We start from the raw sequence: 24661 nt of genomic DNA on the forward strand, positions 1-24661 counted from the left end.
GCCGCTGTCCGGACCAGCACCCGGTGTGTGGCCTTCCCCGCATGCCGTGCGCCGTCGTCGGCGCCCGTGACGGCATGCCCACTCCCGTACACAGTCCCTGGAGTCGCCATGCCCGGTTCCGTGCCCCCGTCCCCCACCGCGGTGGACGACACCGTCCCGTCACCCGTCGCCACCTCGGACCCGGCTCATCTGCTGCGTGTGACCCTGCTGATGGCGGGCAGCTGTCTGCCGATCCTGGGCGCGGTACTGATCGCCCCTGTACTGCCGAAGATGCAGGACTACTTCGAGTCGACTCCAGGAGCCAAGGCGCTGGTTCCCCTCGCGCTGACCGTTCCGGCGCTGTCGCTGGCGCTGCTGGCCCCGTTCGCCGGGGTGATCGTGGACCGGCTTGGCCGCAGGCGTCTGCTGATCGTGGCGACGCTCCTGTACGCCGTGTTCGGTACGGCCCCGCTCTATCTGGACTCGCTGGGCGCCATCATCGCCAGCCGTGCCCTGGTCGGTGTCGCCGAGGCCGCGATCATGACCTGCTGCACCACTCTGATCGGCGACTACTACTCCGGTCATCAGCGGGTGAAGTACCTCGCCCTGCAGACCATGTGCGCCTCCGCGTCGGCCACCGTCTTCTTTGTGATCGGCGGCGCCGCGGGCGCGGCGGGCTGGCGCGTGCCCTTCTGGATCTACGCCGTGAGCCTGGTGATCGCCCCGCTGATGGCCTCCGCCCTGCCCCACTCGGCGGCCCGCACGGCAACCGAGGTCACGAACAAGGCGGCGACCGGTCAGCCCCACCGTCCCTTCCCCTGGCGGCAGTTGGCGGGCATCTGCGCCCTCACCTTCTTCGGCGCGATGGTCTTCTACACCGTGCCGGTGGAGATGGCGTACCTGCTCGACGACCTTGGCGTGGAGAGCACCGGTGTGATCGGTCTGGCCACCGCGGTCGCGAGTGCCGCCACCGTGGGTGGAGCGATCACCTTCGCCCGGCTGAAGCGCTCCCCCGACCCGATGCTGCCCGCCGTCTTCGCGGTCTGTGCGGCCGGCTTCGGCGTGATGTTCCTGGCGGGCAACGCCCCCCTGCTGGTCTTGGGAGCGGTGATCAACTGTCTCGGTACGGGCATGCTGCTGCCCGCCCTCCTCACCAGTGCCATGTCCCGGCTCGCCTTCGAGGACCGCGGCCGCGGCACGGGGCTGTGGTTGGCGGCCTTCTTCGGCGGTGAGTTCGTCTGCCCGCTGGTGCTGCTCGCCGTGGAGCCGGCGGTCGGCAGTCTCGCCGGGGCGGTGGGCGTGCTGGGGCTGGCTTCCGCCCTCGTCGCGGCGGGGCTGTGGGCGGCCCGCCGCCGCGTGGCAGCGGCCGCGGACCCGCTGCCGCTGCCGCTGCCGGAACAACTGGCCTGAGGGGCAGCCAACCCAGGGGCGCGGGGCTGTGACATTTGCGGTTCCGCCGCACATTGATACAGCCCCGCGCCCCTACGGGGCGCTCAACTGCCCCATCAGCGTCGCCCCCACCTCTGCGGCCTTCTGCCGCAGCCAGATGTGCGCCGCGTCCTGGGCATGCACCGGATGCCACCACATCGCCTGTTGCACCGGTACCGCCTCGAAGGGGCAGGGCAGGACGCGCACCGCGGCGGAGCGCACCGCCGTGCGGGCCAGGCGTTCCTGGATCATCGCGATCCGGCGGGTGCCCTCGATCATGTGCGGCAGCAGCTGGAAGGTCTGGACGGAGACCTCCACCTGAGGGCTGATGCCGAGCATGCTCAACTGGCGGGCGACCGGGGCGTCGTACGGGCGCTGGTAGACGGCCCAGGGCAGGCGGGCCAGCTGGTCGAGGGTGAGTTCGGTGCCGATCTCGGGGTGGTCGTCGGCGACCATGCACAGCCAGCGGTCCTGGTGGAGGTCAACGCAGGGGAAGCCGTCGATGACGCCGTGCGGCATCAGCAGTCCGTCGACGGTGCTCAGCAGGGCGGCGGTGTTCTCCTCGACGGAGGGCGCCGGGTGCCGGAAGCTGAGCCGGATGCCCGGCGCCTCCTGGTGCAGCGCGCGGGCGAGCTCGGCGCCGAAGACGGCCGCGCCGTAGTCGGAGGCGAGCAGGGTGAACTCGCGAGTCTCGGCGGCCGGGTCGAAGTCGGCCTGGCTGGTGAAGACCCGCTCCAGCAGGTCGCAGGCGGTGGCGCTGCGGTCGCGCAGGGCGACGCCGAGCGGGGTCAGCTCGTAGGAGTTGCCGGTCCGGGCGAGCAGTGCGTCGTCGAAATGGCGGCGCAGCCGGGACAGAGCCGCGCTCATGGCGGGCTGGCTCAGTCCGATGCGCTCACCGGCCCGGGTCACGTTGCGCTCCTCCAGCAGCGCACGCAGGGCGAGGACCAGATTGAGATCGAGTCGGGAGAGGTTCACCGGCAACCACCTGACAAGTGAGGACCATCCACGTCATGGATACGGCGCATCCACAGGATTGATTTCCGTGATTCGTCGATCGAGGTCAGAGTAGACCGCACCCCAGCAGGAGGAAATCTGATGGCAACGCTCGCGCAACCTGCCGGCCCGTTCGCGCTCGGCACGTTCTCGCTTCCGGACGGGGAGCCGTTCCCGGGACTCATGGCCAAAGGCCGGGTGCTGGACCTCAGCAATTCCCTGGCCTGGGCGCCCTCCGGAATGCGCGCCGTACTGGACCGTTGGGAGGAGGCCCTCCCCCTCCTGCACGCCCTCGCGGACGACGACGCGCTCGACTGGCAGCCGCTGGAGGGCCTGCGCGTGCACGCCCCTGTCGAACCCCGCCAGATCTTCCAGTCCGGCGCCAACTACCGGCAGCACGTGATCGACCTGGAGGTCGCCCACCGCTCCCCCGACGACCCGCGTACGGCCGAGGAGGCGCGCGCGGAGATCGCCGCGGTCATGGACCGCCGGGCCGCCGAGGATCTGCCGTACGTCTTCATCGGTCTGCCGAGCGCGATCACCGGTCCGTACGACGATGTCGTCCTCCCCTCGTGGGCCGAACAGCCGGACTGGGAGCTGGAGTTGGCGGCCGTCATCGCCAGGCCCGCGCATCAGGTGTCCGTCGAGGAGGCCCTGGAGTACGTCGCCGGGTACACGATCGCCAACGACCTCACCGACCGCGCCACCGTCTTCCGCCGCGACATGAAGGCCATCGGCACAGACTGGCTACGCAGCAAGAATGCCCCCGGCTTCACCCCGCTCGGCCCGTGGATCGTCCCCGCCGAGTCGATCGTCGACCCGGGTGACCTGCGGGTCACGCTGAAGCTGAACGGCGACACCATGCAGGACGAGTCGACCAAGGACATGCTCTTCGGCGTCGCGCGGCTGGTCTCGTACATCTCGCAGTCGGCCCAACTCCTGCCCGGCGACCTGGTGTTGACGGGATCCCCGGCCGGCAACGGCATCCACTGGGGGCGACTGCTGCGCGACGGCGACGTCATGGAGGGTTCGATCACCGGTCTGGGTGTTCAGCGCACGCGTTGTGTGGCGGAGAAGTCGTGAGCCTGGACCGCCATGACCCGGAGGGCGCGATCGCCGAGGCCGCCAAGGCGTACTCGAACTGGGGTCGCTGGGGCGAGGACGATGTGCTCGGCACGCTGAACTTCCTCGACGAGGCCAAGCGGCGCCAGGGCGCGGCGCTCGTACGCCGGGGCGTCAGCTTCTCGCTCTCGCAGCGCTTCGACATGAACGGCCCGCAGAAGGGCTGGCGCCGGCGGACCAACCCGGTGCACACCATGCTCGACACCGGCACCGACGCGGCCCTCGGCAACCAGGGCTTCCCCCACGGCATCGGCGGCGCGGACGACGTGATCGCGATGCCTTTGCAGTGCTCCACGCAGTGGGACGGGCTCGGGCACATCTTCGACCACGGCAAGGCCTGGAACGGGCGGGACGCCGAGAAGGTCGTCACCTCCGACGGTGACCTCGTCACGGGCATCGAGCACATGGCCCCGTACGTGGCTGGGCGCGGCGTGCTGCTGGATGTCGCCCGGGTCATCGGTGACGACGACGGCGAGCCGGAGCTGCCGGACGGCTTCGCGATCACCGAGGAGCACCTGACCGCGGCAGCTGAGGCCCACGGTGTGAGCGTCGGCCGCGGCGACATTGTGGTCGTACGGACCGGGCAGCTGGCTCGGGTGCGCCGCGAGGGCTGGGGCGACTACGCGGGCGGGCCGGCGCCGGGGCTGTCGTTCACCACCGCGGGCTGGCTGCACGGCACCGAGATCGCCGCGATCGCCACCGACACCTGGGGTTTCGAGGTGCGGCCGAACGAGTTCGACCATGCCTTCCAGCCGCTGCATCAGGTCGTCATCCCCAACATGGGCCTGCTGATCGGCGAGATGTGGGACCTCGACGCTCTCGCCGCGGACTGCGCGGCCGACGGCGTGTACGAGTTCTGGCTCACTGCCGCGCCCCTGCCCATCACCGGAGCCGTCGGCTCACCGGTCAACCCCGTCGCCGTCAAATAACCGTCAGGGACAAGGGAGTTCTCCATGACCGACACCGACCCCCGCACCGTCCTCGTCATCGGCGGCGGCGCCGCCGGCAACGCCGTCGCCATCCTGCTGAGCCGCGCCGGTATCGCCGTGGACCTGATCGAGGCCAGGCCCGACTGGAACGCCACCACCGGGTCCGGCATCACCCTCCAGGGCAACGCCCTGCGGGTCCTGCGCGAACTGGGTGTGTGGGAACGGGTGGAAGCCGCCGGATACCCCTTCGGCTCGCTGGGCGTAACCGTCCCCGACGGCACCGTTCTGTTCGTCGCCGAGGACATCCAGACCGGCGGGGAGGACCTGCCCGCCACCCTCGGCATGCAGCGCCCCCAGCTGCAGCAGATCCTCATCGACGCGGTCCGCGCCTCCGGCGCCGGCGTTCGCCTCGGCACCACCGCCGAGGCGCTGGAACAGGACGCCGACGGCGTCTCGGTGCGCTTCAGCGACGGCAGCGAGGGCCGCTACGACCTGGTGATCGCCGCCGACGGCCTCAACTCCGCCACCCGCGCCGCGATCGGCATCACCGACAAACCCGAGCCCACCGGCATGGCCATCTGGCGCATCGCCGCCCCACGGCCCGAGAGCGTGACGCGCACCGACCTCGCCTACGGCGGCCCCGCCTACATCGCGGGCTACACCCCCACCGGCGAGAACACCATCTATGCGTACGTCGTCGAAGGCTGCCGTGACCGCGCCTCCATCGACCCGGCCACCTACGCCGACGAGATGCGCCGCCTGGCGCAGGGCTACGGCGGGGTCTGGCCGGAGATCACCGAGCACATCACCGATCCGAAGAAGGTCAACTACACCTGGTTCGACCGCCTGTTGGTCGAGAGCTCCTGGCACCGGGGCCGGGTCGTGCTCACCGGCGACGCCGCCCACTGCTGCCCGCCCACCATGGCCCAGGGCGCGGCCATGTCCCTGGAGGACGCCTCCGTGCTCGCCGAGCTGCTCACCAGCGGCCGTGACTGGGACGACGAACTGCTCCAGGCCTACCACGCCCGCCGTATCCCCCGGGTGCGCACCGTCGTCGAGGCGTCCGTGCAGATCGGCCAGTGGCAGTTGGACGGCGTGCGCGACGCCGACATCGCGGGGCTGGTCGGCCGCACCATGAACCTCCTCAAGGAGCGCCCGTGACCGCCACCGCATCCTCCGCGCCGACCATCGACGTCCACGCCCACCTCCTCCTGCCGGAGATCGAGGAGGCGGTCGCCGGTCAGCCCGGCCTCGCCGAAGCGCGCAACCTCGACGCCCGCCGCAACGGGTCGGCGGCCCTCGCCGTGAACGGTCCGATGGTGGGCGCGCGCGTGCCGAAGCTGACGGACGTCGCCGTGCGCCTGGCAGCCATGGACGAGGCCAATGTGGACGTGCAGCTGGTGAGCCCCTCGCCGGGTCACTACCACTACTGGGCCGAGCCCCAACTGGCAGACAAAATCTGCCAGTTGGCCAACGAGGGCACCGCCGCGCACTGTGCGAAGGCTCCCGACCGGCTGTACGGCCTCGGTCTGGTCCCGCTCCAGCACCCCGGCCTCGCGGTCGAGTCACTCGACCACGCACTGGAGCAGGGGCTGAGGGGCGTGGAGATCTCCTCGCACGCACCTGGGCGCGAGTTGTCTGATTCGGCATACGAGCCCTTGTGGGCGCGGGCCGAGGAGACCGGCGCCCTGCTCTTCCTGCACCCGTTCGGCTGCACGTTCGACGAGCGCCTTGACCAGTGGTACCTGTCCAACACCGTCGGCCAGCCCACCGAAAACGCGGTCGCACTCTCCCACCTGATCTTCTCCGGCGTACTGGACCGCCATCCGGACCTGAAGCTGATCGCGGCACATGGCGGCGGCTACCTGCCCACCCACATCGGCCGCTCCGACCACGCATGGCGGGCCCGCCCCGACGCCCGGGACTGCGCCCGTGAGCCGAGCAGATACCTGAAGCGGCTGTACTTCGACTCCCTCGTCCACAACCCGTACGTACTACGGGAGTTGATACGCGCCGCGGGCCCGGACCGGGTCCTGCTCGGCTCCGACTTCCCCTTCGACATGGGCACGGAAGACCCGCTGGGCGCACTGCGCACCGCGGACCTGCCCGACCCCGACTTCCACGCCATCCGCGGCGGAAACGCCGCCGCCCTGCTCAACCTCGCCTGAGGAGGAACCCCCATGACCAACCGCCTGCTCACCCATCTGCGGCACGTCGACCTCGCCGTGCCCGACTACGACAAGCAGCTCGACTTCTACTCCGGCGTCTGGGGCCTGACCCAGGTCTCCGAGGACTCCGGCATCTCCTTCCTCGCCGCCGAGGGCAGCCCCGAACAGTACGTCGTACGACTGCGCAAGGCCGACGAGAAGCGCCTCGACCTGGTCTCGTACGGGGCGGGCAGCCCGGCCGACGTGGATACCCTGGCCGACCAACTCCTCTCCCAGGGCGTGCAGTTGATCTCCCAGCCGGGGAAGGTCGACACCCCCGGCGGCGGCTACGGCTTCCGCTTCTTCGACGTCGACGGGCGCACCATCGAGGTCTCCGCCGACGTCGAGGCCAGGCAGCACCGCCGTATCGAGGAGAAGGAGGCGATCCCGGTCCGCCTCTCGCACGTGGTGCTCAACTCCCCCGACCTGAACAAGACGCGGGAGTGGTACGAGCGCCACCTCGGCTTCCGCCTCTCCGACACCCTCCACTCGCCGCACATGGGCGAGGTCATGCACTTCATGCGGATCAGCAACCAGCACCACTCCATGGCCATCGCCCAGGGCCCGCACACCGCCCTGCACCACGTCTCCTTCGAGATGCGCGGCCTGGACGAGTACATGCGCGGCTCCGGCCGAGTGATGCGGGCCGGTGTCCGCAAGATCTGGGGCCCGGGCCGGCACATGGCGGGCGACAACACGTTCACGTACTTCCTGGACCCGCACGGCAACACCGTCGAGTACACCACCGAGTTGGAGGAGCTGGACGAGGACACCTGGCATCCCCACGTGTACGACTTCTCCAAGCCCGAGGTCACCGACCAGTGGGGCACCGCGAACCCGATGAACGAGCTGGTCGCCAAGGAGTCGTTCAACGATCCCGACCGTGGCTGCTTCGTGGCCCCGCCGGTGTAAGGGGCGCCGACCATTGCGCATCGCCACTTACCTGTACGAGGGGCGCCGTCACTGCGGGGTCGTGGAGGGCACCGTCGTCCGCGCGCTGCCCGACGGGACCTCGCCTCTCGACGCGTCGGGTGTACGTCCGGTCGGCCCCGCCGTTCCGTTGACGGACGTACGGCTGCTGCCGCCGCTGGAGCCGCCGACCATCCGGGACTTCGTCACGTTCGAGGAGCACGTGGAAGGCGTACGCCGGTCGATCGACAAGTCCGCTGGGGTACCGGAGGCCTGGTACGACGCGCCGACCTTCTACTTCACCAATCCGTACGCGGTCATCGGCCCGCACGACGACGTGCCCGTGCCCCCGGGTTCACAGGTCCTCGACTTCGAGCTGGAGGTGGCCGCGATCATCGGCCGCGCGGGCCGTGACCTCACCCCCGAGCAGGCCCGCAACCACATCGTCGGCTACACGATCTTCAACGACTGGTCCGCCCGCGACCTCCAGTCCGCCGAGATGAAGGTCGGCCTCGGCCCCTGTAAGGGCAAGGACACCGCCACCACGCTGGGCCCGTATCTGGTCACCGCCGACGAACTGGAGAGGTTCCGCGACGCGGACGGCTTCCTGCGGCTGGCGCTGACCGCCGAGGTCAACGGTGAGGTCGTCGGCAAGGACCTGCTGTCCAACATGAGCTGGACCTTCGAGGAGATGGTGGCCTACGCCTCGCGCGGGACATGGGTGCGTCCTGGCGACGTCCTCGGCTCGGGCACCTGCGGCAACGGCGGCTGCCTCGCCGAGCTGTGGGGCGTACGCGGCAAGCAGGACCCGGTGCCGCTCAAGCCGGGCGACACGGTGACCCTCACCGTCGAGGGCATAGGCTCCGTCTCCAACACCGTGGTGGCTGGCCCCGACCCGCTTAAGGTCCCGGTCGCCCGCAAGCGCACGAGGGAGCGGCCATGACCGACGACATCCGCACAAAACGACTCCTGGGCAAGGTCGTCGTGGTCACCGGCGCGGCCGGTGGCCAGGGCGCGGCGGAGGTCGAGGCGCTGGCCCGCGAGGGCGCGCGGGTGATCGCCACCGACATCGCCGAGGCGCCCGGCTGCCGGCGCCTGGACGTCAGCAACGAGGAGGACTGGGCGCGGCTCGCCGCCGAGCTGCGCACGGAGTTCGGGCAGGTGCACGGCCTGATCAACAACGCGGGCATCATCTTGCGGGCCCGCGTCGGCGAGGTGGCGGCCGAGGACTTCGCCCGCGTCCAGGCGGTCAACGCCGCCGGTCCGCTGCTGGGCATCCAGAACCTGGCCCCGCTGATGCCGCCGGGCGCGTCCGTCGTCAACATCGGTTCCGCCGCCGCGCTGACCGGCCACTATACGGTCGCGTACACGGCCAGCAAGTGGGCGCTGCGCGGTCTGTCGAAGACCGCGGCCATGGAGCTGGGTCCACGCGGCATCCGCGTGAACACCGTCCTGCCCGGCTACATCGAGACCGAGATGACGGCCTCGGCGCACCCCGCCTTCCACGAGGCCAACATCCGCGAGACTCCGCTCGGCCGCACCGGCACCCCCGACGACATCGCCCCGCTGGTGGTCTTCCTTCTCTCCGACGAGGCGTCCTTCATCACCGGTGCCGAGATCCCCGTCGACGGCGGCCTCACCGCGCACGGCGGCGTCAAGTCGATCTCGGACGCCCTGCGTCAGGACATCTGAGCAGCAGCAACGGAAGACGGAATTCCTCTCCTCGGCATCTGTCGGGACATCCGGACAAACCTGTTGACAGCATCAGGGGTCGGCTCCATAGTTACCTTTCACTAGAGCGCGCTAATGATGCGCTCTAGTCACGGAAGGCGAGGTGGGTCTTACCCATGAGACCGCCGCGGACCAGCAACAACGGTCCCGCCGCCTCCCAAGCCCCCTCCCACGGCACACCCGCCTCCTGGGCCGGGCGTGCTCCGCTCCGGGTTCCTGAAGCCCTTCGAGAGCCAGGCCCCTGCCTCCCGTATCCACCCCCCGACCGCACAGTGAGGTGCAAGGGACATGCACAGACACCACCGAACCGCGGCTCTCGCCGCCACCGTCCTCGTCGGCACCCTGCTCGCGGCCGGCTGCTCCAGCAGCTCCGGTGGCAAGGAGTCGGAGGAAGGCGGCGCGGAAGCCGCGGCGGGCAAGGCGAGCACCCCGCGGATGACCGTGGCCATGATCACCCACGCGGCTCCCGGCGACACCTTCTGGGACCTGATCCGCAAGGGCGCTCAGGCAGCCGCCGACAAGGACAACGTCAAGCTCGTCTACTCCAGCAGCCCCAACGCCGCCGACCAGGCCAACCTGGTGCAGAACGCGATCGACCAGAAGGTCGGCGGCATCGCGCTCACGGCAGCCAAGCCGGACGCCATGAAGGACGTGGTGGCCAAGGCCAAGGCGGCCGGTATCCCGGTTGTCGGCTTCAACTCCGGCCTGGACAACTGGAAAGACCTCGGCATGCTCGAGTACTTCGGCCAGGACGAGAACATCGCCGGCCAGGCCTTCGGTGAGCGCCTCAACCAGATCGGCGCGAAGAGCGCCGTCTGCGTGGTCCAGGAGCAGGGCCACGTCGCCCTGGAAGCACGCTGCGCGGGCTTGAAGAAGGCGTTCGAGGGCAAGACCGAGAACCTCTACGTCAACGGCGCCGACATGCCGTCCGTGAAGTCGACGATCACGGCCAAGCTCAAGCAGGACTCGTCCATCGACGAGGTCGTCACGCTCGGCGCCCCGTTCGCGCTGACCGCCGTGCAGTCCGTGGCCGACGCGGGCAGCGATGCGAAGGTCGCCACCTTCGACCTCAACAAGGACCTGGTGAACGCCGTCAAGGAAGGCAACGTCCAGTTCGCCGTCGATCAGCAGCCCTACCTGCAGGGTTACCTCGCGGTGGACGGCCTCTGGCTGTACAAGAACAACGGAAACTTCAGCGGCGGCGGCACCGCACCGGTCCTGACCGGTCCGGCCTTCGTCACCGACGAGAACGTTGACGAGATCGCCAAGTTCGCCGAGAAGGGCACGCGGTAACAAATAGGCCGCCCCTCAACGAGCTTCCAGGCCGGCCCCTACTCCGGGGCCGGCCCGCTCGTTCCCCGCACCACCAGTTTCGGGTCCAGGACCGCCTCCCGTGGCTCCAACTCCCCGTCCTCCAGGCGTTCCACGGCGAACCGGACCGCGTACTCCGCCATCAAGAGCGAGTCCTGGCGGACGGTGGTCAGGCCGATCGGCATCAGGTGAGACAGGTGGCTGTCGTCGTAGCCGACGACGGACAGGTCGCGCGGGACCTCGATACCGGCCCGCGTCAGAGCCATCAGCAGGCCCATCGCGCACCGGTCGTTCCCGGCGAGGACCGCCGTCGGCAGCGGCAGCCCGCGATCGCGCTCCGCCACCAGCAGTCGGCCGGTCTCGATGCCGGACTCCTCGGTGTGATCACCGGGGATCACCCGCAGCTCGGAGTCCAGACCGTGCCGGCGCATCGCGGCTCGGTAGGCACGCCGCCGCTCGGCCGAGCCGGGGCCCCGGCCGCCGTCGATGTGCACGATCCGGCGGTGCCCCAGCTCCACGAGGTGGTCCATGGCCTGCCGTATGCCCTTGCTCTCGGCGGTGTGCACGCTGTCGACACGGGTTTGGGGCACCCGGCGCCCGACCGAGACGGCGACCGTACGGTGTCCGAGGGCGTCGAGGTCCGCGGCCGCCGTGTCCGGGCCCAGGAGGATCACCGCCTCGCAGCGATGGCTGAGCAGGGCCTCGACGGCCTTCGCCTCGCCCCTCCCCTGGCCGGTGGCGGAGAGCAGAACCTCGTAGCCAAGCCGCTCGGCTTCGGAGTAGATGCCCTCGACCAGGTCGGCGTGGAAGGTCTGGTGGACGGTGAACATCACGCCGAGCGTGCGGCTGCGGCCACGGGCCAGCAGGCGGGCCGCGTTGTCGGGGCGGTAGCCGATCTCGTCGGCGACGCGCAGTACGCGCTCGCGGGTCTCCTGGCTCGCGCCCGGCTGGCCGCGGAAGATGATCGAGACGAGCGCCCGGGACACGCCCGCCTTCGCGGCGACGTCCACCATCGTGGGCCGCTGCTGCTTGCCCGACGCATTCACCTGTGAACCACCCTTCGACGCGCCCACTTTACGGGCGGTCCTGAAATCTCCCGGCAACAAGCTATTGACATGACATTTGGACAGGGGCCATCGTACTCGCACTAGCGCGCGCTAGTAGAGCGCGGTAGTCCAGTTCTCCTGTGACAAGTCCCCGGAGCACCCCCACCCGTTCCCTCTTCGAAGGACGTGCAGCATGGCAACGACGCCGTCCCCCCTCCGCACCGTCGTGGGCAACCTGTGTCTCGGCTCGGCCCCCGACTCCTGGGGCGTCTGGTTTCCCGAGGACGAGCACCAGGTCCCGTACACCCGCTTCCTCGACGAGCTGGCCGCGGCCGGTTACCAGTGGCTGGAGCTGGGCCCGTACGGCTATCTCCCCACCGAACCAGCCGTACTGGCCGAGGAGTTGGCCGTACGCGGCCTGAAGGTCTCCGGCGGCACCGCCTTCGGCGCCCTGCACCGCCCGGAGGCCTGGGACGACATGCTCGCCCATGTCCGGCAGGTGGCCGCGCTGACCGCCGCCGCGGGTGCCCACCACCTGGTCTTCATCCCGCCCATGTACCGGGACGAGAAGACCGGCGGCTTCACCGAGTCGCCCGAGCTGACCGCCGAGCAGTGGGCGGGCTTCGGCCGGGCCGCCGACCGGCTCGGGAAGCTGCTCCTCGACGAGTACGACGTACGCCTCGTCGTCCACCCGCACGCGGACAGCCACATCCAGACGCAGCCGGAGATCGAGCGGCTGCTGAACGAGTCCGACTCCCGCTACACCAACCTGTGCCTGGACACCGGGCACGTGGCCTACGGCGGTGGGGACAACCTCGACCTGATCCGCAGGTTCGGGGAGCGCGTCGGCTACGTCCACATCAAGCAGATGGACCCGGAGATCCTCGTCCAGGTGGCCGCCGAGAACCTCTCCTTCGGCGAGGCCGTCAAGCGCGGTGTGTGCGTGTCGCCTCCGGCGGGTGTGCCGAAGCCGGACGACGTGGTCGCCGAACTCGCGGAGCTGGACGCGGAGTTGTTCGTCATCGTCGAGCAGGACCTGTACCCCTGCGCTCCCGAGGTGCCGCTGCCCATCGCGGTCAGTACGCGGGAGTACCTGGCCGGCTGCGGACTGGCCGGTACCCGGCGCCCCGCCCTCGACGACAAGTAGGAGGGGCCCATGGACGTCAGCAACGACACGGCTCAGGCCCCCGCTCCCGCCACCGCCGTCCCGGACGACGCCTCACCCACGGTCAAACGGCGGCTGCGGATCATCACGCTCATCGCCACCTTCGGCGGACTGCTCTTCGGTTACGACACCGGCGTCATCAACGGCGCCCTGCCGTACATGACCGACGACCTCGGCCTGACCCCGTTCACCGAGGGCATGGTCACCAGCTCGCTCCTCCTCGGTGCCGCGCTCGGCGCCGTCACCGGCGGCCGACTGTCGGACGGGCGCGGACGGCGCCGCACCATCCTCGTTCTCGCCGTGCTGTTCTTCATCGGCGCGCTCGGCTGCACGCTCGCCCCGAACACGGCGATCATGGTCGTGGCCCGCTTCGTCCTCGGCCTCGCGGTCGGTGGCGCCTCGGTGACCGTGCCGGTCTACCTCGCGGAGGTGTCGCCCGCCGAGCGGCGCGGTGCGCTGGTCACCCGTAACGAGCTCATGATCGTCAGCGGGCAGTTGCTCGCCTTCACCTCGAACGCGATCATCGCCCGGGTGGGCGACGAGTCCGGCGGCGTCTGGCGCTGGATGCTGGTCGTGGCCACCATTCCGGCGGTCGTGCTGTGGTTCGGCATGCTGGTGATGCCGGAGAGCCCGCGCTGGCTGGCCTCCAAGAGCCGCTTCAGCGAAGCCCTGGAGGTCCTCAAGCAGGTGCGTTCCCAGCAGCGGGCCGAGGCCGAGCTCGCGGAGGTGTCCGCGCTGGCCGTGAAGGACGAGCAGCAGAAGCTCGGCGGCTGGCAGGACATCAAGAGCACGCCGTGGCTGCGCAAGCTGATGCTCGTCGGCTTCGGCATCGCGATCGTGCAGCAGATCACCGGCGTGAACACGATCATGTATTACGGCACGCAGATCCTCACCGACGCCGGCTTCGCCGCGGACAGCGCGCTCACCGCGAACATCGCCAACGGTGTGATCTCGGTGCTGGCCACCTTCGTCGGCATCTGGCTGCTGGGCCGGGTGGCGCGCCGCCCGATGCTGATGGCCGGCCAGATGGGCACGACTTCGGCGCTGTTGCTGATCGGCGTCTTCTCCCTGGTGCTGCCCTCCGGTGACGGCCGGGCGTACGCCGTGCTCGCCATGACCGTCACCTTCCTGGCCTTCCAGCAGGGCGCGATCTCGCCGGTGACCTGGCTGATGCTGTCGGAGATCTTCCCGATGCGGATGCGCGGCTTCGGGATGGGTGTCGCGGCCGTGGTGCTGTGGCTGACCAACTTCGTGATCGGCCTGGTCTTCCCATCGCTGGTCGACGGGATCGGGATCTCCAACACCTTCTTCCTCTTCGTGCTGGCGGGCCTGTGCTCGCTCGCCTTCGTGAAGCTCTACGTCCCCGAGACAAAGGGCCGCACGCTCGAGACGCTGGAAGCGGAACTCAAGGCCCGCTATTCCTGACCTCCTCCCCTGTGGGCCGGTCACGGACTCCGGCCCACAAGCCCTTCGAAGGGATACGGCCATGACCGTACGTGTAGGTGTCATCGGCACCGGAATGATCGGCCAGGACCACATCCGGCGCCTCACCGAGGTGGTCACCGGGGCCAGGGTCACCGCGGTGACCGACCTCGACGCCGACCGCGCCGCCGAGGTCGCCGCCACCGTCGGCGCCGCCGTGCTGCCGGGCGGCGCCGAGCTGATCAACTCCCCCGACGTGGACGCCGTCCTCGTCACTTCCTGGGGCCCCACGCACGCCGAGCACGTCCTGAACGCCATCGCGGCCGGCAAGCCCGTGTTCTGCGAGAAGCCCCTCGCGACGACCGCCGAGGACTGTCTGCGCATCGTCGAGGCCGAGCGCGCCCATGGCAGCCGCCTGGTCCAGGTGGGCTTCATGCGCCGCTTCGACCCCGGCTACCGCCAGATGAAGGAGGTCCTCGCCGCCGGCACCCTCGGCGCCCCGCTGATGGTGCACTGCGCCCACCGCAACCCGACGGTGCCGGACGCGTACCACTCCGCGATGGCGGCGCAGGACACGGCGGTCCACGAGATCGACGTACTGCGCTGGCTGCTCGACGACGAGATCGTCTCCGCCCAGGTGGTCACGCCGCGCGCCACGAGCAAGCGGTTCGAGCACCTCAAGGACCCGCAGATCATGATCTTCGAGACCGTGCACGGGGTACGTATCGACCTCGAGGTCTTCGTCAACTGCCAGTACGGCTACGACATCCAGTGCGAGGTCGTCGGCGAGGACGGCCTGGTCCGGCTGCCCGACCCGGCCGCCGTGGGCGTCCGCACCGCGGCCCGGCACAGCGCGGCGGTCATGCAGGACTGGAAGGTCCGCTTCGCGGAGGCCTTCGACACCGAGTTCCGTGAGTGGATCACCTCGGTCGCGGCTGGCGCCGAGCCCACCGGCCCGTCCGCCTGGGACGGCTACGCCGCCACCGTCATCACCGACGCCGCCGTCCGCTCCCTGGAGTCCGACGGCACCGTCGTCTCCGCCGACATGAAGCCCCGACCCGCGTTCTACGGAGGTGCCGCGTGAAAATCGCCCTCGACCCCTATATGTTCCGCGCCCTGCCGCTCGACGACATGGTGCGCACGGTCGCCGAACTCGGCTATGAGTACATCGAGTTGTCCCCGCGCGACGACTTCATGCCGTTCTTCCTGCACCCGCGGGCGGACGACGAGCGCGTCGCCTCGTTCAAGAAGTCCCTGCGCACACACGGCGTCCAGCTGTCCTCGGTGCTGCCGCTCTACAAGTGGTCCTCACCCGACGAGACCGAGCGGCAGACCGCCGTACGCTACTGGAAGCGGATGATCGAGATCACCGCGGACCTCGGATGCCCGCTGATGAACTCGGAGTTCAACGGCCGCCCGGAGCGCGCCGCCGAGAGCGAGGCCGCCTTCTGGCGCTCGCTGGAGGAACTGCTGCCGGTGTTCGAGCGCGAAGGCATCGCTCTGAACCTGGAGGCCCACCCGGACGACTTCTGCGAGGAGAACACCCCCGCGGTCGACCTGGTCCGCGCGATCAACAAGCCCTGGGTGAACTATCTTTACTGCGCCCCGCACACCTTCCACCTGTCCGGCCCCTCTGAGGTAGGCGCGGACATCGCGAAGATGATGCGCTACGCCGGCGACAAGCTCCAGCACGTGCACATCGCGGACTCCTTCAACCACAAGGGCTCCAGCGGTCTGCGCTACATTCTCAACCCGCCCGGCACCCCGGCCCGTATCCACCAGCACCTGGACATCGGCCAGGGCGAGGTCGACTGGGACACCTTCTTCGGCACCCTGCGCGAACTGGACTTCGACGGCGTCGCCACGTCCTGCGTCTTCGCCTGGGAGGAACGCGCCCGCGATTCCTCCGCGTTCATGCTCGACCGGATCACCAAGGAACTCGCCGCCTGAGAGCGGACGGCGGCAACCAGCCTCCGCCTTCCGGCAGAGTGCTCTGCGTGCCTCGCAAACCGTGGTACGCGTCGTACGCAGAGCGCTCTCGCGGATGCCGTCCGGCCTGGGAGACGCCTCACAGTCTGCGGCGTGCCGAGGCGATGGGCACGGGGGCCACTCCTTCGACGACCGTGTTGCTGAGGGTGCCCAGGCTCTGGGCCGTGATGGTGACGGTGTCGCCGGGCTCCAGGGGCGACGGTTCGAACACGCGGTGGCGGCCCCAGAGTTCGGCCAGGCAGCCGCCGTTGCCGCAGGTGCCGGAGCCCAGGACGTCGCCGGGGCGGACCCAGGTACCTCGTGAGGCGTAGGCGACCATCTCCTCGAACGTCCAGGCCATGTTGGCGAGGGTGTCCTGTCCGACGGTCTCGCCGTTGACGTCCACCGTGAGTTTGAGGTCCAGGAAGCCGTCGGCGTCACGGTGGGGTTCGAGTTCCTCGGCGGTGACCAGCCACGGGCCGAGGGTGGTGGCGGTGTCCTTGCCCTTGGCCGGGCCGAGTCTGACCTTCATCTCCTGGCCTTGCAGGTCGCGGGCGGACCAGTCGTTGAGGACGGTGTAGCCGATGATGTGGTCGCGTGCCTGCTCGGGGGTGAGGTCCCGCCCGGCTCGTCCGACGACGGCGGCCACTTCGAGTTCGAAGTCGAAGCGGCGGCAGCCAGGCGGTACGGGGACGTCGTCGAAGGCGCCGATCATCGCGTACGGGTTGGTGAAGTAGAACGCGGGCCGGGCGTACCACTCCTCGGGCACGGTGTCGCCGTATCCCTCCGCGACGCCCGCGACATGGCCTTCGAAGGTCATGAAGTCCCGTACGGTCGGCGGCTGGATGGGCGGCAGCAGCCGGATCTCGGCGAGGGAGAGGGGCCGCGATCTGGTCAGGGCCCGGGTGCCGGCGGCCCGCAGGTCGTGGTCACCGGCTTCGATGAGTTCCAGCAGGCCGACGCCGTGTTCGAAGGGATGGGCCCGGTCGTCGATGATGACTCCGGAGTGCTGCTGCCCGTCGTGGAAGAAGGTCGCGTACTTCATGCCCGGGTCCCCTCGGGCTCGGTGAGCGGTGCTTCGGTCTTCTCGGGAGCGCCGCCGCCACCGGTCCGGACGCCGAGGAAGACGGCGGCGATCGCGGCGGCGGCCACGCAGGCGATCGCGGTGAGGACGAGTCCGTTGTTGTAGCCGTCGGCGAGAGCGCGTTCGGTGAGCGGGGCGAGTTTGGCGCTGAGCGGGCCGAGTTCGGCGGTGTGCAGGGCGAGGGGTCCGCCCGCGTCGAGGACGGCGGTGGCGGTGCCGTGTTCGGCGGGCGTGAGTCCCGCGTCGGCCAGGCTGCCCGTCAGCTGGCTGGTCGCCATGCCGAGGGCGACGGCGCCGACGATGGCCGGGCCGAGGGTCTGGCCGAGGTCGCGGACCAGGCTGGTGGTGGCGCTGGCCATGCCGGTGAGGCTGGGTGGTACGACGTTGACGGCGGCGGCGGTGATCGCGGCGACGACCAGGCCGAAGCCGACGCCGTTGAGGAGCAGCGGGCCGAGCAGCGGCACCAGGCCGCTCTCGTGGATCGGCACCGCTCGCAGCCACAACTGTGCGCCTGCCAGCGCCGTGAAACCGGTGACCAGCATCGGGCCGGGGCCGACCCTGTGCAACAGCCGGACCAGAAGCGGCCAGATGAACGGAGTGATGCCCTGGATCACCAGGAAGGGCACCGCGGCCTCCAACGGACTCTTGTGCTGGATCACGCCGAGCCGGATGCTCAGGTCGTATGCCCCGCCCAGGAAGCCGAACATGCCGATGACCGCCATCGCGGCCGAGGCGGCGAAGGCAGGAATGCGGAACAGCTCCAGGCGCAGCATCGGCGAGGCACTGCGGTTCTCGGCCCGGACAAAGGCACCGAGCAGAACGGCCGCGGCGACGAAGGAGAGGACGACGGGAGCCGAGCCCCAACCGTCCGAAGGGCCCTGGATGATGCCGTACAGCAGGGCCAGCAGAGACAGCGCGATGGTGATCTGCCCCGGCCAGTCCAGTGAGCGGCCCTCGGGGGCACTGGACTCGCCGGTCAGCAGCCACGCCGCTGCCGCCACCACGAGCGCGAGCAGCCCGGTCACGGCGAACGCCCAGCGGAAGGAGGCGTGTTCGACGATGCCGCCGGAGAGCAGCGGGGCGATGAACGCGCCGAGGGACAGCGCGGTGGTCCACGAGGCAAGGGCGCGGGCCCGGGCGGCGGGCGTCGGCGTACTCGCGATGATCACGGCCAGCGAGGCGGGGAAGAGGGCGGCGGCGCCGATGCCCGAGAGGGCTTGACCGGCGATGAGCTGGCCCGCGGTGTCGGAGGTCGCGGAGACCGCGTAGCCGACGGCGGCCAGCAGCGCGCCGCCCACCAGCAGTTTCTTACGTCCGTACAGGTCGCCGAGGACGCCGAAGGTGAGCGCGAGCACGGCGGCCGGGACGAGGAACGCGTCGCTGATCCAGGTCAGTTCGGCGCCGGATGCCTGAAGTGAGCGCTGCATGACGCCGTTGATCGCGGCGGGCAGCACCAGGCCGATCTGGGCCAGGCAGACCGCGAGGCAGCCGGCGATGATCGTTGCGGTGTGCCGGGGCGGCGCGTCGGATGCGGCGGCGGGTGGGTCAATGGCGGGGCTGGAGACCATGTCTCCTCCTTGGGGTGGCCAGGGTAACGGGCGGTCCGGGGAATGACCGGCGGCTCAGAAACCGGGTTGGGAACAGGCGAGTTGGGCCATGGAGCCGAACAGGCCGGGACCGTCGAGCGGGGGCAGGGAGGGGTCGAGTTCCCGGTAGACGGTGTGCACGTTGACGGCGAGCCGTTCGCTCTCGTCCAGGTCGGCGAAGCGGCCGAGGCGGATGTCGTGTGCGGCGTCCATGACCGGCATTCCGGCGGTGAACCGGGCGGCGGCCTGCTCATGGACGTACTCGAGGTAGTCGCGGATGTCCCGGACCGCCTCCTTGGTGGTGACCGGTCCGTGTCCGGGCACGATGGTGTCGGCGTCGAGGCCGAGGAGCAGTTCGCAGGCGGCGAGCCAGTTGGCGAACGGCCCGTGCCATACGACGGGGGTGGCGCCGGCGAACACGATGTCGCCGGTGTAGACGACACGGGCTCCTGGCACGTGGACGATCGTGTCGCCGGCGCTGTGTGCGGGGCCCACGTCGATCAGGCGGACTTCCGTGCCGCCGACGTCCAGCTCCAGTTCGCCGTCGAAGACCCGGCCCGGCAGGACGGGTTCGATGCCGGCGTAGTCGAAGGCGCCGAAGATCTGGCGGGCGAAACGCCCGGTGAGGTCGGGAGCGGCGGTCAGCTGCCGCATCTCGGCCGGGCCCACCTGTCGCATGTCGGCCAGTGAGCCGCGGGCCGCGACGATCTCGGCGTGGGCCACGAGCTGGTTGCCGAACCAGTGGTCGCCGTTGCCATGGGTGTTGACCACGGTCTCGATGGGCGCGGCGGCGGTCACGGGAGCCAACGCGTCGAGCATCTCTGCGGTCAGCCGCAGGTCGTAGAGGGTGTCGACGAGCAGGGACGCGCCCCGGCCGACGACCAGCCCGGCGTTGCTCATGCCCCAGCCGCCCCGGCTCGCGAGCCAGGCATGACAGCCGTCACCGACCTCCACACGGCCCGCCAACGGGTTTACGGAAGCCACACTGCCCCCTGTCCGTGCCCCGCGAACAACGCGAGACATCAATCTATTGATGGACTGGAGTCCATCAATGGCCTGGAATCTAGATCCGACTCCTCGAAGAGGTCAAGAGGCGTGCAGCGCTGTGCTGTACTGGAGTCCATGAAGATCCCGGACGCAGGAGCGGCTCCCCCGCCCGAGGCACCGGTCCCCGGGCGCCGCGAGCGCAAGCGCCGCCAGATCCGCGACCAGCTGTACGAAGCGGCAGTGGGACTGTTCGTCGACCAGGGCTACGAGGCGACGACCATGGACCAGATCGCCGACGCCGCCGATGTCGCCCGGGCCACCGTCTTCAACCACTTCTCGCAGAAGGTCGGCTTCCTGGAGGAGTGGGGTGCCCGCCGCCGGGCGCGGGTCGCGGCCATCCTCGGCCAGGAGCACGCGGAGGACCTGCCGGTCGGTGAGCGGCTCAGGCGCTATCTGCGGGAGATGGCCGAACTCAACGTCGCCTCCCGCGCGGAGACCACCGTCCTGATGGACGCCTCCGCGCGGTTCGGCCGACTGTTGCAGGATCCGTCACTCGAGATCGAACTCACGAAGATCGTCGAAGAGGGGCAGCGGCGCGGCGAGATCCGGCGGACGGTCGACTCCGCCCAGGCCGGCGCCCTGCTCGCGGCCTGCTACTTCTCCTCCGTACTGCGCTGGATCCGGGAGGAGCCGCCGCCCTTCGACCTGCTCCTCAGCCTCGAAGCCACGCTCGACATCGTCCTGCGGGGCCTGCTCACCTCTGGGTGAGCGGCACGGGCGCGGTACGGCTGCACCCTGCGGTGAGCTTCATCGGTGGTCGTTCATGAGGGCGAGTGCGGCCTCGGCCGCCGAGATGACGATGTCCTTGGGACCGCCCGCCGTGGTCGCGACGTCGGTCACCAGCCGGACGTCCTTGCGCAGCAGGGGCCCGGCGTGGGCGGCGATGCGGTCGAGGGTGCCGCCGGCGGCGGTGACCCGGTTCAGGGCGAAGCTCGTGCCGCTGCCGTGGGCGACGGCGGCGGCGAGGGCGTCGGGGTCGACGCCTAGGTCCCGGCCGAGCGCGAGGGTGCCGGCGGCGGTGGCGAGGTTGGCGGTGAACAGGACGTTGTTGAGGAGCTTCGCGAGTTGTCCGCTCCCGAGCGGGCCCATGTGCACCACCGGGTCGCCGTAGGCGGCGAACACCGGGCGGCAGAACGCGACGGTGCCCTGCTCGCCCCCGGCCATCACCAGCAGGCGGCCCTCGGCGGCGGCCGGACCGCCGCCGCTGACGGGTGCGTCGATCAGGGCGACGCCGCGGGCCCGCGCCCGGTCGGCGAGGCGGCGGCAGGTGTCGGGGTGAACGGTGCTGTGTACGGCGATCACGCCACCCTTGCGCAGGCCGGCCAGGACCCCGGACTCGCCGGTGATGACCTCCTCGACATCGGCGTCGTCGACGACGCAGACGCAGACGAGATCGCTGACCGAGGCCAGATCCGCGGCCGACGCGGCACGTTTGACCGGGGTGTCGTCGAAGGGGACGAGCGAGGCCGGGCGGCGTGCCCACAGCGTCGTCTCGAAGCCGGCGTCGATGATCCGGCGTGCCATGGGGGCGCCCTGGCTGCCCAGGCCGATGAAACCGACACGCATCAGCGCGCCTCCTGTTCAAGGGGTTCGGTGGTGCCCGGCTCGGGTTCCGGCGTCGGCCGGGGGCGCCAGAACACGGCGAGCAGGCCGGCTGTCGCCGCCACGGCAACGCCGAGCGCCACACCGCCACCGGCCCAGCCGGTCACCTCGATGCCGCTCGCCTCGTCCACCGACAGCGGCCCCGGTCCCAGTACGGCCAGCGCGAGAGACACCACCGCGAGCGTGAGGACGTACTCGTAGCCGTCCTTGAAGACGAAGAATCCGTTACGCCGATGCGCGAGGAGGCCCGCGACCAGCATCACCGAGATGACGGCCGCGCAGGCCAGCGGTGTGAGCAGGCCGAGCAGCAGCAGCGCGCCCGCGCCCACCTCGGTGGCGACGCTCATCCAGGCTTGCAGCGTGCCGTGTCTCAGGCCGAGTCCGCTGAACCAGCGGGCGGTGCCTTCGATACGGCCGCCGCCGCGCCAGTGGTTGAGGCCGTGCGCGATCATGACGACGCCCAGGACCAGGCGTACCAGCAGCAGCACGACGGCGTCGGCGTCGCTCATCCCGCCCTCCCCTGCGGTTCGCGTACGTCCTCGGGGTTCGCGATCTCGCGGCTCACCACGCACTCCTCAGCGAAGGAGAGGACCCTGAGGTGGTACGCCCGGGCCGCGTACCCCAGGCTCAGGTTGTGACCGCTGTCCGGCTGTTCGTTGCGGCGGACCCGGGGTGACGCGGTGAACAGCCCGGCGATCTCGGCCAGGCCCGGGGGTCCTGGCCGCCACACCAGCTCGTGGTCGCCCAGGCTGAACTGCACGGGAATGCGCACCCGTGCCGCCAGTTCCGGGAATTCGCGCACCCAGCCGCGCGCCTCGTACTCGTAGGCGGGCGAGGCCGCGCCGATGTCGGTGCCGTCGAAGACGTCCGGCGGATACAGGTGGCTCGGTCCCCACAGCAGGTCGCGCATATGGCTGCGCCGTCGTGCCGACGGTCGCAGTTCCGGCTCGCCGGGCACGACGAACCTGTCGGAGAAGCGGGGATGGTGCTGCCGTCCGGTGCCGGCGATCTCCAGGCCCAGCAGTTCCCGTCCGCGTTCCTCGGCGGCCATCCGTATGGCCAGTTCGCTTCCCGCGGAGTGGGCCATGAGGAACACGCCCGCGCCTTCGGGGCGGGAGGCGAGGAGTTGGTCGAGCGCCGCGTAGGAGAGCTCGACCCGTCGCGAGGGCTCGGTCAGCTTGTCCTGATGGCTGAGCGAGGCGCCGTATCCCGGCCGGTCGAGGGCGATGACGGTGAAGCCGAGCGCGGCGCCGGTCCGCAGCAGCGACAGCAGGGGCCGGTTCGGGCAGTCGAAGTACGTCGACGTGGTCCCGCCGCCGTGCAGGGCGACGACGACGGCGCGTGGCCGGCTCACCCAACTCGCCCGGTACGACAGGGGAATGCCGTCCACGTCGACGACATCGGACACGACGGGGACGTCGCCGCCCGTCAGTACTTCGACCTGGGGATGGCTGTGGTTCACGTGTCCGTCCTGAGGAGAATGACACCGCTGGGCGTGAGGCCGCCGGAGCTGACCACGGCGGTGCGGGCGCCGGGCACCTGCCGCGCTCCGCTCTCCCCGCGCAACTGGACGATCGCCTCGTGGACCAGGCCCATGCCGTGGGTGCGTCCGTGGGAGAGCTGACCGCCGTGGGTGTTGAGGGGCAGTACGCCGTCTCTGGCGATGTTCTTTCCTCCGTCCAGGAAGTCCTTCGCCTCGCCGATGCCGCAGAAGCCCAACGCCTCTATCCAGGACAGGCAGTTGAAGGTGAAGCCGTCGTAGAGCTGGGCCACGTCGACGTCGGCGGGGCGCAGCGAGGTTCGTGTCCAGAGGTGGGCGGACTGGCCGAGGACCTGGGGTTCGTGGGTGAGCGTGCTCTGGTCCCATTCGAGGCGCTCGGTGATCTGGGTGCCGACGGCCTCGACGAGGACGGGCGGTTGGGCGAGGTCACGGGCGGCGTCGACGGCCGAGACGATGACGGCCACGGCTCCGTCGCAGGGCACGTCGCAGTCGTAGAGGCCGAAGGGGGTGGTGATCGGCCGTGCGTCGAGGTAGTCGTCCATCGTCATCGGGTCGCGGTAGATCGCCGTCGGGTTGAGGGCGGCGTTGGCGCGCTGGTTGAGGGCGATCCAGCCGAGGGTCTCGCGGGTGGTGCCGTAACGGTGGAAGTGGCGTTGGGCGTTCTGGGCGAGGGTGTGGGCCGCGGACGTGGCGCCGAAGGTTTTCAGCCAGCCCGGGTCCGAGCCGCCCGGTGGCTGGATCGTGCCGCGCTTGATCAGTTCGGTGTACGTGGCCTCCCACAGGGTCCGGAAGCACAGCACGTGCCGGGCGAGCCCTCCGGCGACCGCCAGCATCGCCGCGATGAGCGAGCCGCCGGGGCCGAAGGTCTCGCCGCCGCCGTTGTGCCAGGTGGGCCGGATGCCGAGGGCGGATTCCAGGGCCGTGATGCCGCCTTCGGCGAAGCCGCCGAACGGCCCGGCTCCGGGGTAGGTGGCCAGGCCGTCGATGTCGTCGAGGGTGAGGCCCGCGTCGGCGATCGCGCGTTCGCAGGCCCGGACGGTGAGGGAGAGCGGGGGGATCATCAGTCGGCGGCCCAGCTCCGAGGCGCCGATGCCGGTGATCGCCACCTTGTCCTCGAACTTCTCCGGGGTGACCATCGGGCGTATGTGGCGCCGGAGTTGCTCGGGCTCGACCTCGTCCTCGGGGAGCGGAGCCGGCTCGCCCTGCTCGGCCGTGGGGCGGAACAGCGGCAGCCACACGTCCCCGGCCTGCTCGAAGACGACCTCCATGCGCATGCCGAGTACGAGCTGCTCGGGGTCGCACTCGACGGCGTTGGTGGTGAGCCGGACACGGGTGTCCTCTTCGAGGGCGACCTGGGCGATGACGTACGGCGCCGGGAGTCCGGGCAGGCTGAAGCGGTGGTTGACGGTGAAGCCGATGAGCGTGGCGAAGCCGGAGACGGTCCGTACGCCCATCCGTTGCCCTCGGCAGTAGCGGCACACAGGCTGGGGCGGGTGGATGAGCGCCGTGCACGAGGTGCACTCCTGCACACGCAGTCGGCCGTCCGCCCCCGAGGTCCAGAAGAACTCGTTCTCCTCGGTGATCAGCGGCAGGGGACGGCCTGGAGATCCGGCCACCTCGTCTCCTCACTC

The 24661-nt window shown here is 70.2% G+C and carries 23 protein-coding genes; 14 read left to right on the top strand and 9 right to left on the bottom strand.

Going from position 1 to position 24661, the window contains the following annotated elements; all coding sequences use genetic code 11:
- The first annotated feature begins 108 nt into the window (after positions 1 to 108).
- Positions 109 to 1389, top strand: a complete 1281-nt coding sequence (locus ACYVO6_RS10415) for an MFS transporter (RefSeq protein WP_461059632.1) — start codon at positions 109 to 111, stop codon at positions 1387 to 1389.
- Positions 1390 to 1461: 72 nt separating this feature from the next.
- Here ACYVO6_RS10415 and ACYVO6_RS10420 read toward each other — a convergent pair whose 3' ends face one another.
- Positions 1462 to 2382, bottom strand: a complete 921-nt coding sequence (locus ACYVO6_RS10420; RefSeq protein ID WP_461059634.1) for a LysR family transcriptional regulator — start codon at positions 2380 to 2382, stop codon at positions 1462 to 1464.
- Positions 2383 to 2502: 120 nt separating this feature from the next.
- Here ACYVO6_RS10420 and ACYVO6_RS10425 point away from each other — a divergent pair, with 120 nt between their 5' ends.
- The 8 genes from ACYVO6_RS10425 to ACYVO6_RS10460 all read left to right on the top strand — a co-directional run bounded on the left by ACYVO6_RS10425 (position 2503) and on the right by ACYVO6_RS10460 (position 10591).
- A complete protein-coding gene (locus tag ACYVO6_RS10425; protein ID WP_461059635.1) occupies positions 2503 to 3483 on the top strand; it encodes a fumarylacetoacetate hydrolase family protein in 981 nt (326 codons plus the stop codon).
- Complete coding sequence (locus ACYVO6_RS10430; RefSeq protein ID WP_461059637.1) at positions 3480 to 4451, top strand: cyclase family protein; 972 nt, start codon at positions 3480 to 3482, stop codon at positions 4449 to 4451. Before ACYVO6_RS10425 ends, ACYVO6_RS10430 begins: the two co-directional genes overlap by 4 nt.
- A 24-nt stretch (positions 4452 to 4475) precedes the next feature.
- Entirely contained in the window at positions 4476 to 5612 is a 1137-nt protein-coding gene (locus ACYVO6_RS10435) for an FAD-dependent oxidoreductase (protein WP_461059639.1), read from the top strand.
- Complete coding sequence (locus ACYVO6_RS10440) at positions 5609 to 6619, top strand: amidohydrolase family protein (protein WP_461059641.1); 1011 nt, start codon at positions 5609 to 5611, stop codon at positions 6617 to 6619. The genes ACYVO6_RS10435 and ACYVO6_RS10440 overlap by 4 nt, the downstream gene beginning before the upstream one ends.
- Before the next feature lie 12 nt (positions 6620 to 6631).
- Positions 6632 to 7570 (top strand): VOC family protein, encoded by a 939-nt coding sequence (locus tag ACYVO6_RS10445; RefSeq protein WP_461059643.1) that lies wholly within the window; start codon positions 6632 to 6634, stop codon positions 7568 to 7570.
- Between the two features lie 13 nt (positions 7571 to 7583).
- Positions 7584 to 8510: a fumarylacetoacetate hydrolase family protein gene (locus ACYVO6_RS10450; RefSeq protein ID WP_461059645.1), complete on the top strand. Its 927-nt coding sequence runs from the start codon at positions 7584 to 7586 to the stop codon at positions 8508 to 8510.
- A complete protein-coding gene (locus ACYVO6_RS10455; protein WP_461059648.1) occupies positions 8507 to 9259 on the top strand; it encodes an SDR family NAD(P)-dependent oxidoreductase in 753 nt (250 codons plus the stop codon). The genes ACYVO6_RS10450 and ACYVO6_RS10455 overlap by 4 nt, the downstream gene beginning before the upstream one ends.
- A gap of 327 nt (positions 9260 to 9586) precedes the next feature.
- Positions 9587 to 10591: a sugar ABC transporter substrate-binding protein gene (locus ACYVO6_RS10460; RefSeq protein ID WP_461059650.1), complete on the top strand. Its 1005-nt coding sequence runs from the start codon at positions 9587 to 9589 to the stop codon at positions 10589 to 10591.
- Positions 10592 to 10629: 38 nt separating this feature from the next.
- Here the strand turns inward: ACYVO6_RS10460 and ACYVO6_RS10465 are convergent, their stop codons facing one another.
- Positions 10630 to 11622: a LacI family DNA-binding transcriptional regulator gene (locus ACYVO6_RS10465; RefSeq protein WP_461059898.1), complete on the bottom strand. Its 993-nt coding sequence runs from the start codon at positions 11620 to 11622 to the stop codon at positions 10630 to 10632.
- 226 nt (positions 11623 to 11848) lie between these two features.
- Here ACYVO6_RS10465 and ACYVO6_RS10470 point away from each other — a divergent pair, with 226 nt between their 5' ends.
- The 4 genes from ACYVO6_RS10470 to ACYVO6_RS10485 all read left to right on the top strand — a co-directional run bounded on the left by ACYVO6_RS10470 (position 11849) and on the right by ACYVO6_RS10485 (position 16192).
- A complete protein-coding gene (locus ACYVO6_RS10470) occupies positions 11849 to 12802 on the top strand; it encodes a TIM barrel protein (protein ID WP_461059652.1) in 954 nt (317 codons plus the stop codon).
- A gap of 9 nt (positions 12803 to 12811) precedes the next feature.
- Complete coding sequence (locus ACYVO6_RS10475) at positions 12812 to 14245, top strand: sugar porter family MFS transporter (protein ID WP_461059654.1); 1434 nt, start codon at positions 12812 to 12814, stop codon at positions 14243 to 14245.
- 61 nt (positions 14246 to 14306) lie between these two features.
- The gene (locus tag ACYVO6_RS10480; protein ID WP_461059656.1) at positions 14307 to 15326 is read left to right on the top strand and encodes a Gfo/Idh/MocA family protein; all 1020 of its coding nucleotides are present in this window, start codon (positions 14307 to 14309) and stop codon (positions 15324 to 15326) included.
- Entirely contained in the window at positions 15323 to 16192 is an 870-nt protein-coding gene (locus ACYVO6_RS10485) for a sugar phosphate isomerase/epimerase family protein (protein ID WP_461059658.1), read from the top strand. The genes ACYVO6_RS10480 and ACYVO6_RS10485 overlap by 4 nt, the downstream gene beginning before the upstream one ends.
- A gap of 118 nt (positions 16193 to 16310) precedes the next feature.
- On the opposite strand, the gene ACYVO6_RS10490 is transcribed toward ACYVO6_RS10485, so the two are convergent.
- Genes ACYVO6_RS10490 through ACYVO6_RS10500 form a run of 3 tightly spaced genes read right to left on the bottom strand, consistent with a single transcriptional unit; the run spans position 16311 to position 19864 of the window.
- Positions 16311 to 17255 carry a fumarylacetoacetate hydrolase family protein gene (locus tag ACYVO6_RS10490; RefSeq protein ID WP_461059660.1) on the bottom strand — a complete coding sequence of 315 codons (945 nt, stop codon included), beginning with the start codon at positions 17253 to 17255 and terminating at the stop codon, positions 16311 to 16313.
- Positions 17252 to 18862, bottom strand: a complete 1611-nt coding sequence (locus ACYVO6_RS10495) for an MFS transporter (protein ID WP_461059662.1) — start codon at positions 18860 to 18862, stop codon at positions 17252 to 17254. The genes ACYVO6_RS10490 and ACYVO6_RS10495 overlap by 4 nt, the downstream gene beginning before the upstream one ends.
- 54 nt (positions 18863 to 18916) lie before the next feature.
- Positions 18917 to 19864 carry an MBL fold metallo-hydrolase gene (locus ACYVO6_RS10500; RefSeq protein ID WP_461059664.1) on the bottom strand — a complete coding sequence of 316 codons (948 nt, stop codon included), beginning with the start codon at positions 19862 to 19864 and terminating at the stop codon, positions 18917 to 18919.
- A 138-nt stretch (positions 19865 to 20002) separates the two neighbouring features.
- On the opposite strand from ACYVO6_RS10500, the gene ACYVO6_RS10505 reads away from it, so the two are divergent.
- Positions 20003 to 20635 (top strand): TetR/AcrR family transcriptional regulator, encoded by a 633-nt coding sequence (locus tag ACYVO6_RS10505; RefSeq protein ID WP_461059666.1) that lies wholly within the window; start codon positions 20003 to 20005, stop codon positions 20633 to 20635.
- A gap of 39 nt (positions 20636 to 20674) precedes the next feature.
- On the opposite strand, the gene ACYVO6_RS10510 is transcribed toward ACYVO6_RS10505, so the two are convergent.
- The 4 genes from ACYVO6_RS10510 to ACYVO6_RS10525 are packed head-to-tail and all read right to left on the bottom strand — an operon-like array spanning position 20675 to position 24646.
- Entirely contained in the window at positions 20675 to 21493 is an 819-nt protein-coding gene (locus ACYVO6_RS10510; RefSeq protein WP_461059668.1) for an NAD(P)-dependent oxidoreductase, read from the bottom strand.
- Positions 21493 to 22038: a DoxX family protein gene (locus ACYVO6_RS10515; RefSeq protein ID WP_461059670.1), complete on the bottom strand. Its 546-nt coding sequence runs from the start codon at positions 22036 to 22038 to the stop codon at positions 21493 to 21495. Before ACYVO6_RS10515 ends, ACYVO6_RS10510 begins: the two co-directional genes overlap by 1 nt.
- A complete protein-coding gene (locus tag ACYVO6_RS10520; RefSeq protein WP_461059672.1) occupies positions 22035 to 22991 on the bottom strand; it encodes an alpha/beta hydrolase in 957 nt (318 codons plus the stop codon). Before ACYVO6_RS10520 ends, ACYVO6_RS10515 begins: the two co-directional genes overlap by 4 nt.
- Entirely contained in the window at positions 22988 to 24646 is a 1659-nt protein-coding gene (locus ACYVO6_RS10525; RefSeq protein ID WP_461059674.1) for a thiolase C-terminal domain-containing protein, read from the bottom strand. The genes ACYVO6_RS10520 and ACYVO6_RS10525 overlap by 4 nt, the downstream gene beginning before the upstream one ends.
- Between the last annotated feature and the right edge of the window lie 15 nt (positions 24647 to 24661).

Source organism: Streptomyces pseudoechinosporeus (assembly GCF_054783935.1).

Excerpts from the sequence above, each read along its gene's own strand:
- ACYVO6_RS10480 (WP_461059656.1), top strand. The coding sequence starts at position 14,307 with ATGACCGTACGTGTAGGTGTCATCGGCACCGGAATGATCGGCCAGGAC.
- ACYVO6_RS10425 (WP_461059635.1), top strand. The coding sequence starts at position 2,503 with ATGGCAACGCTCGCGCAACCTGCCGGCCCGTTCGCGCTCGGCACGTTC.
- ACYVO6_RS10455 (WP_461059648.1), top strand. The coding sequence starts at position 8,507 with ATGACCGACGACATCCGCACAAAACGACTCCTGGGCAAGGTCGTCGTG.
- ACYVO6_RS10495 (WP_461059662.1), bottom strand. The coding sequence starts at position 18,862 with ATGGTCTCCAGCCCCGCCATTGACCCACCCGCCGCCGCATCCGACGCG.
- ACYVO6_RS10465 (WP_461059898.1), bottom strand. The coding sequence starts at position 11,622 with ATGGTGGACGTCGCCGCGAAGGCGGGCGTGTCCCGGGCGCTCGTCTCG.
- ACYVO6_RS10445 (WP_461059643.1), top strand. The coding sequence starts at position 6,632 with ATGACCAACCGCCTGCTCACCCATCTGCGGCACGTCGACCTCGCCGTG.
- ACYVO6_RS10490 (WP_461059660.1), bottom strand. The coding sequence starts at position 17,255 with ATGAAGTACGCGACCTTCTTCCACGACGGGCAGCAGCACTCCGGAGTC.
- ACYVO6_RS10505 (WP_461059666.1), top strand. The coding sequence starts at position 20,003 with ATGAAGATCCCGGACGCAGGAGCGGCTCCCCCGCCCGAGGCACCGGTC.
- ACYVO6_RS10510 (WP_461059668.1), bottom strand. The coding sequence starts at position 21,493 with ATGCGTGTCGGTTTCATCGGCCTGGGCAGCCAGGGCGCCCCCATGGCA.
- ACYVO6_RS10475 (WP_461059654.1), top strand. The coding sequence starts at position 12,812 with ATGGACGTCAGCAACGACACGGCTCAGGCCCCCGCTCCCGCCACCGCC.
- ACYVO6_RS10435 (WP_461059639.1), top strand. The coding sequence starts at position 4,476 with ATGACCGACACCGACCCCCGCACCGTCCTCGTCATCGGCGGCGGCGCC.
- ACYVO6_RS10515 (WP_461059670.1), bottom strand. The coding sequence starts at position 22,038 with ATGAGCGACGCCGACGCCGTCGTGCTGCTGCTGGTACGCCTGGTCCTG.
- ACYVO6_RS10460 (WP_461059650.1), top strand. The coding sequence starts at position 9,587 with ATGCACAGACACCACCGAACCGCGGCTCTCGCCGCCACCGTCCTCGTC.
- ACYVO6_RS10470 (WP_461059652.1), top strand. The coding sequence starts at position 11,849 with ATGGCAACGACGCCGTCCCCCCTCCGCACCGTCGTGGGCAACCTGTGT.
- ACYVO6_RS10415 (WP_461059632.1), top strand. The coding sequence starts at position 109 with ATGCCCGGTTCCGTGCCCCCGTCCCCCACCGCGGTGGACGACACCGTC.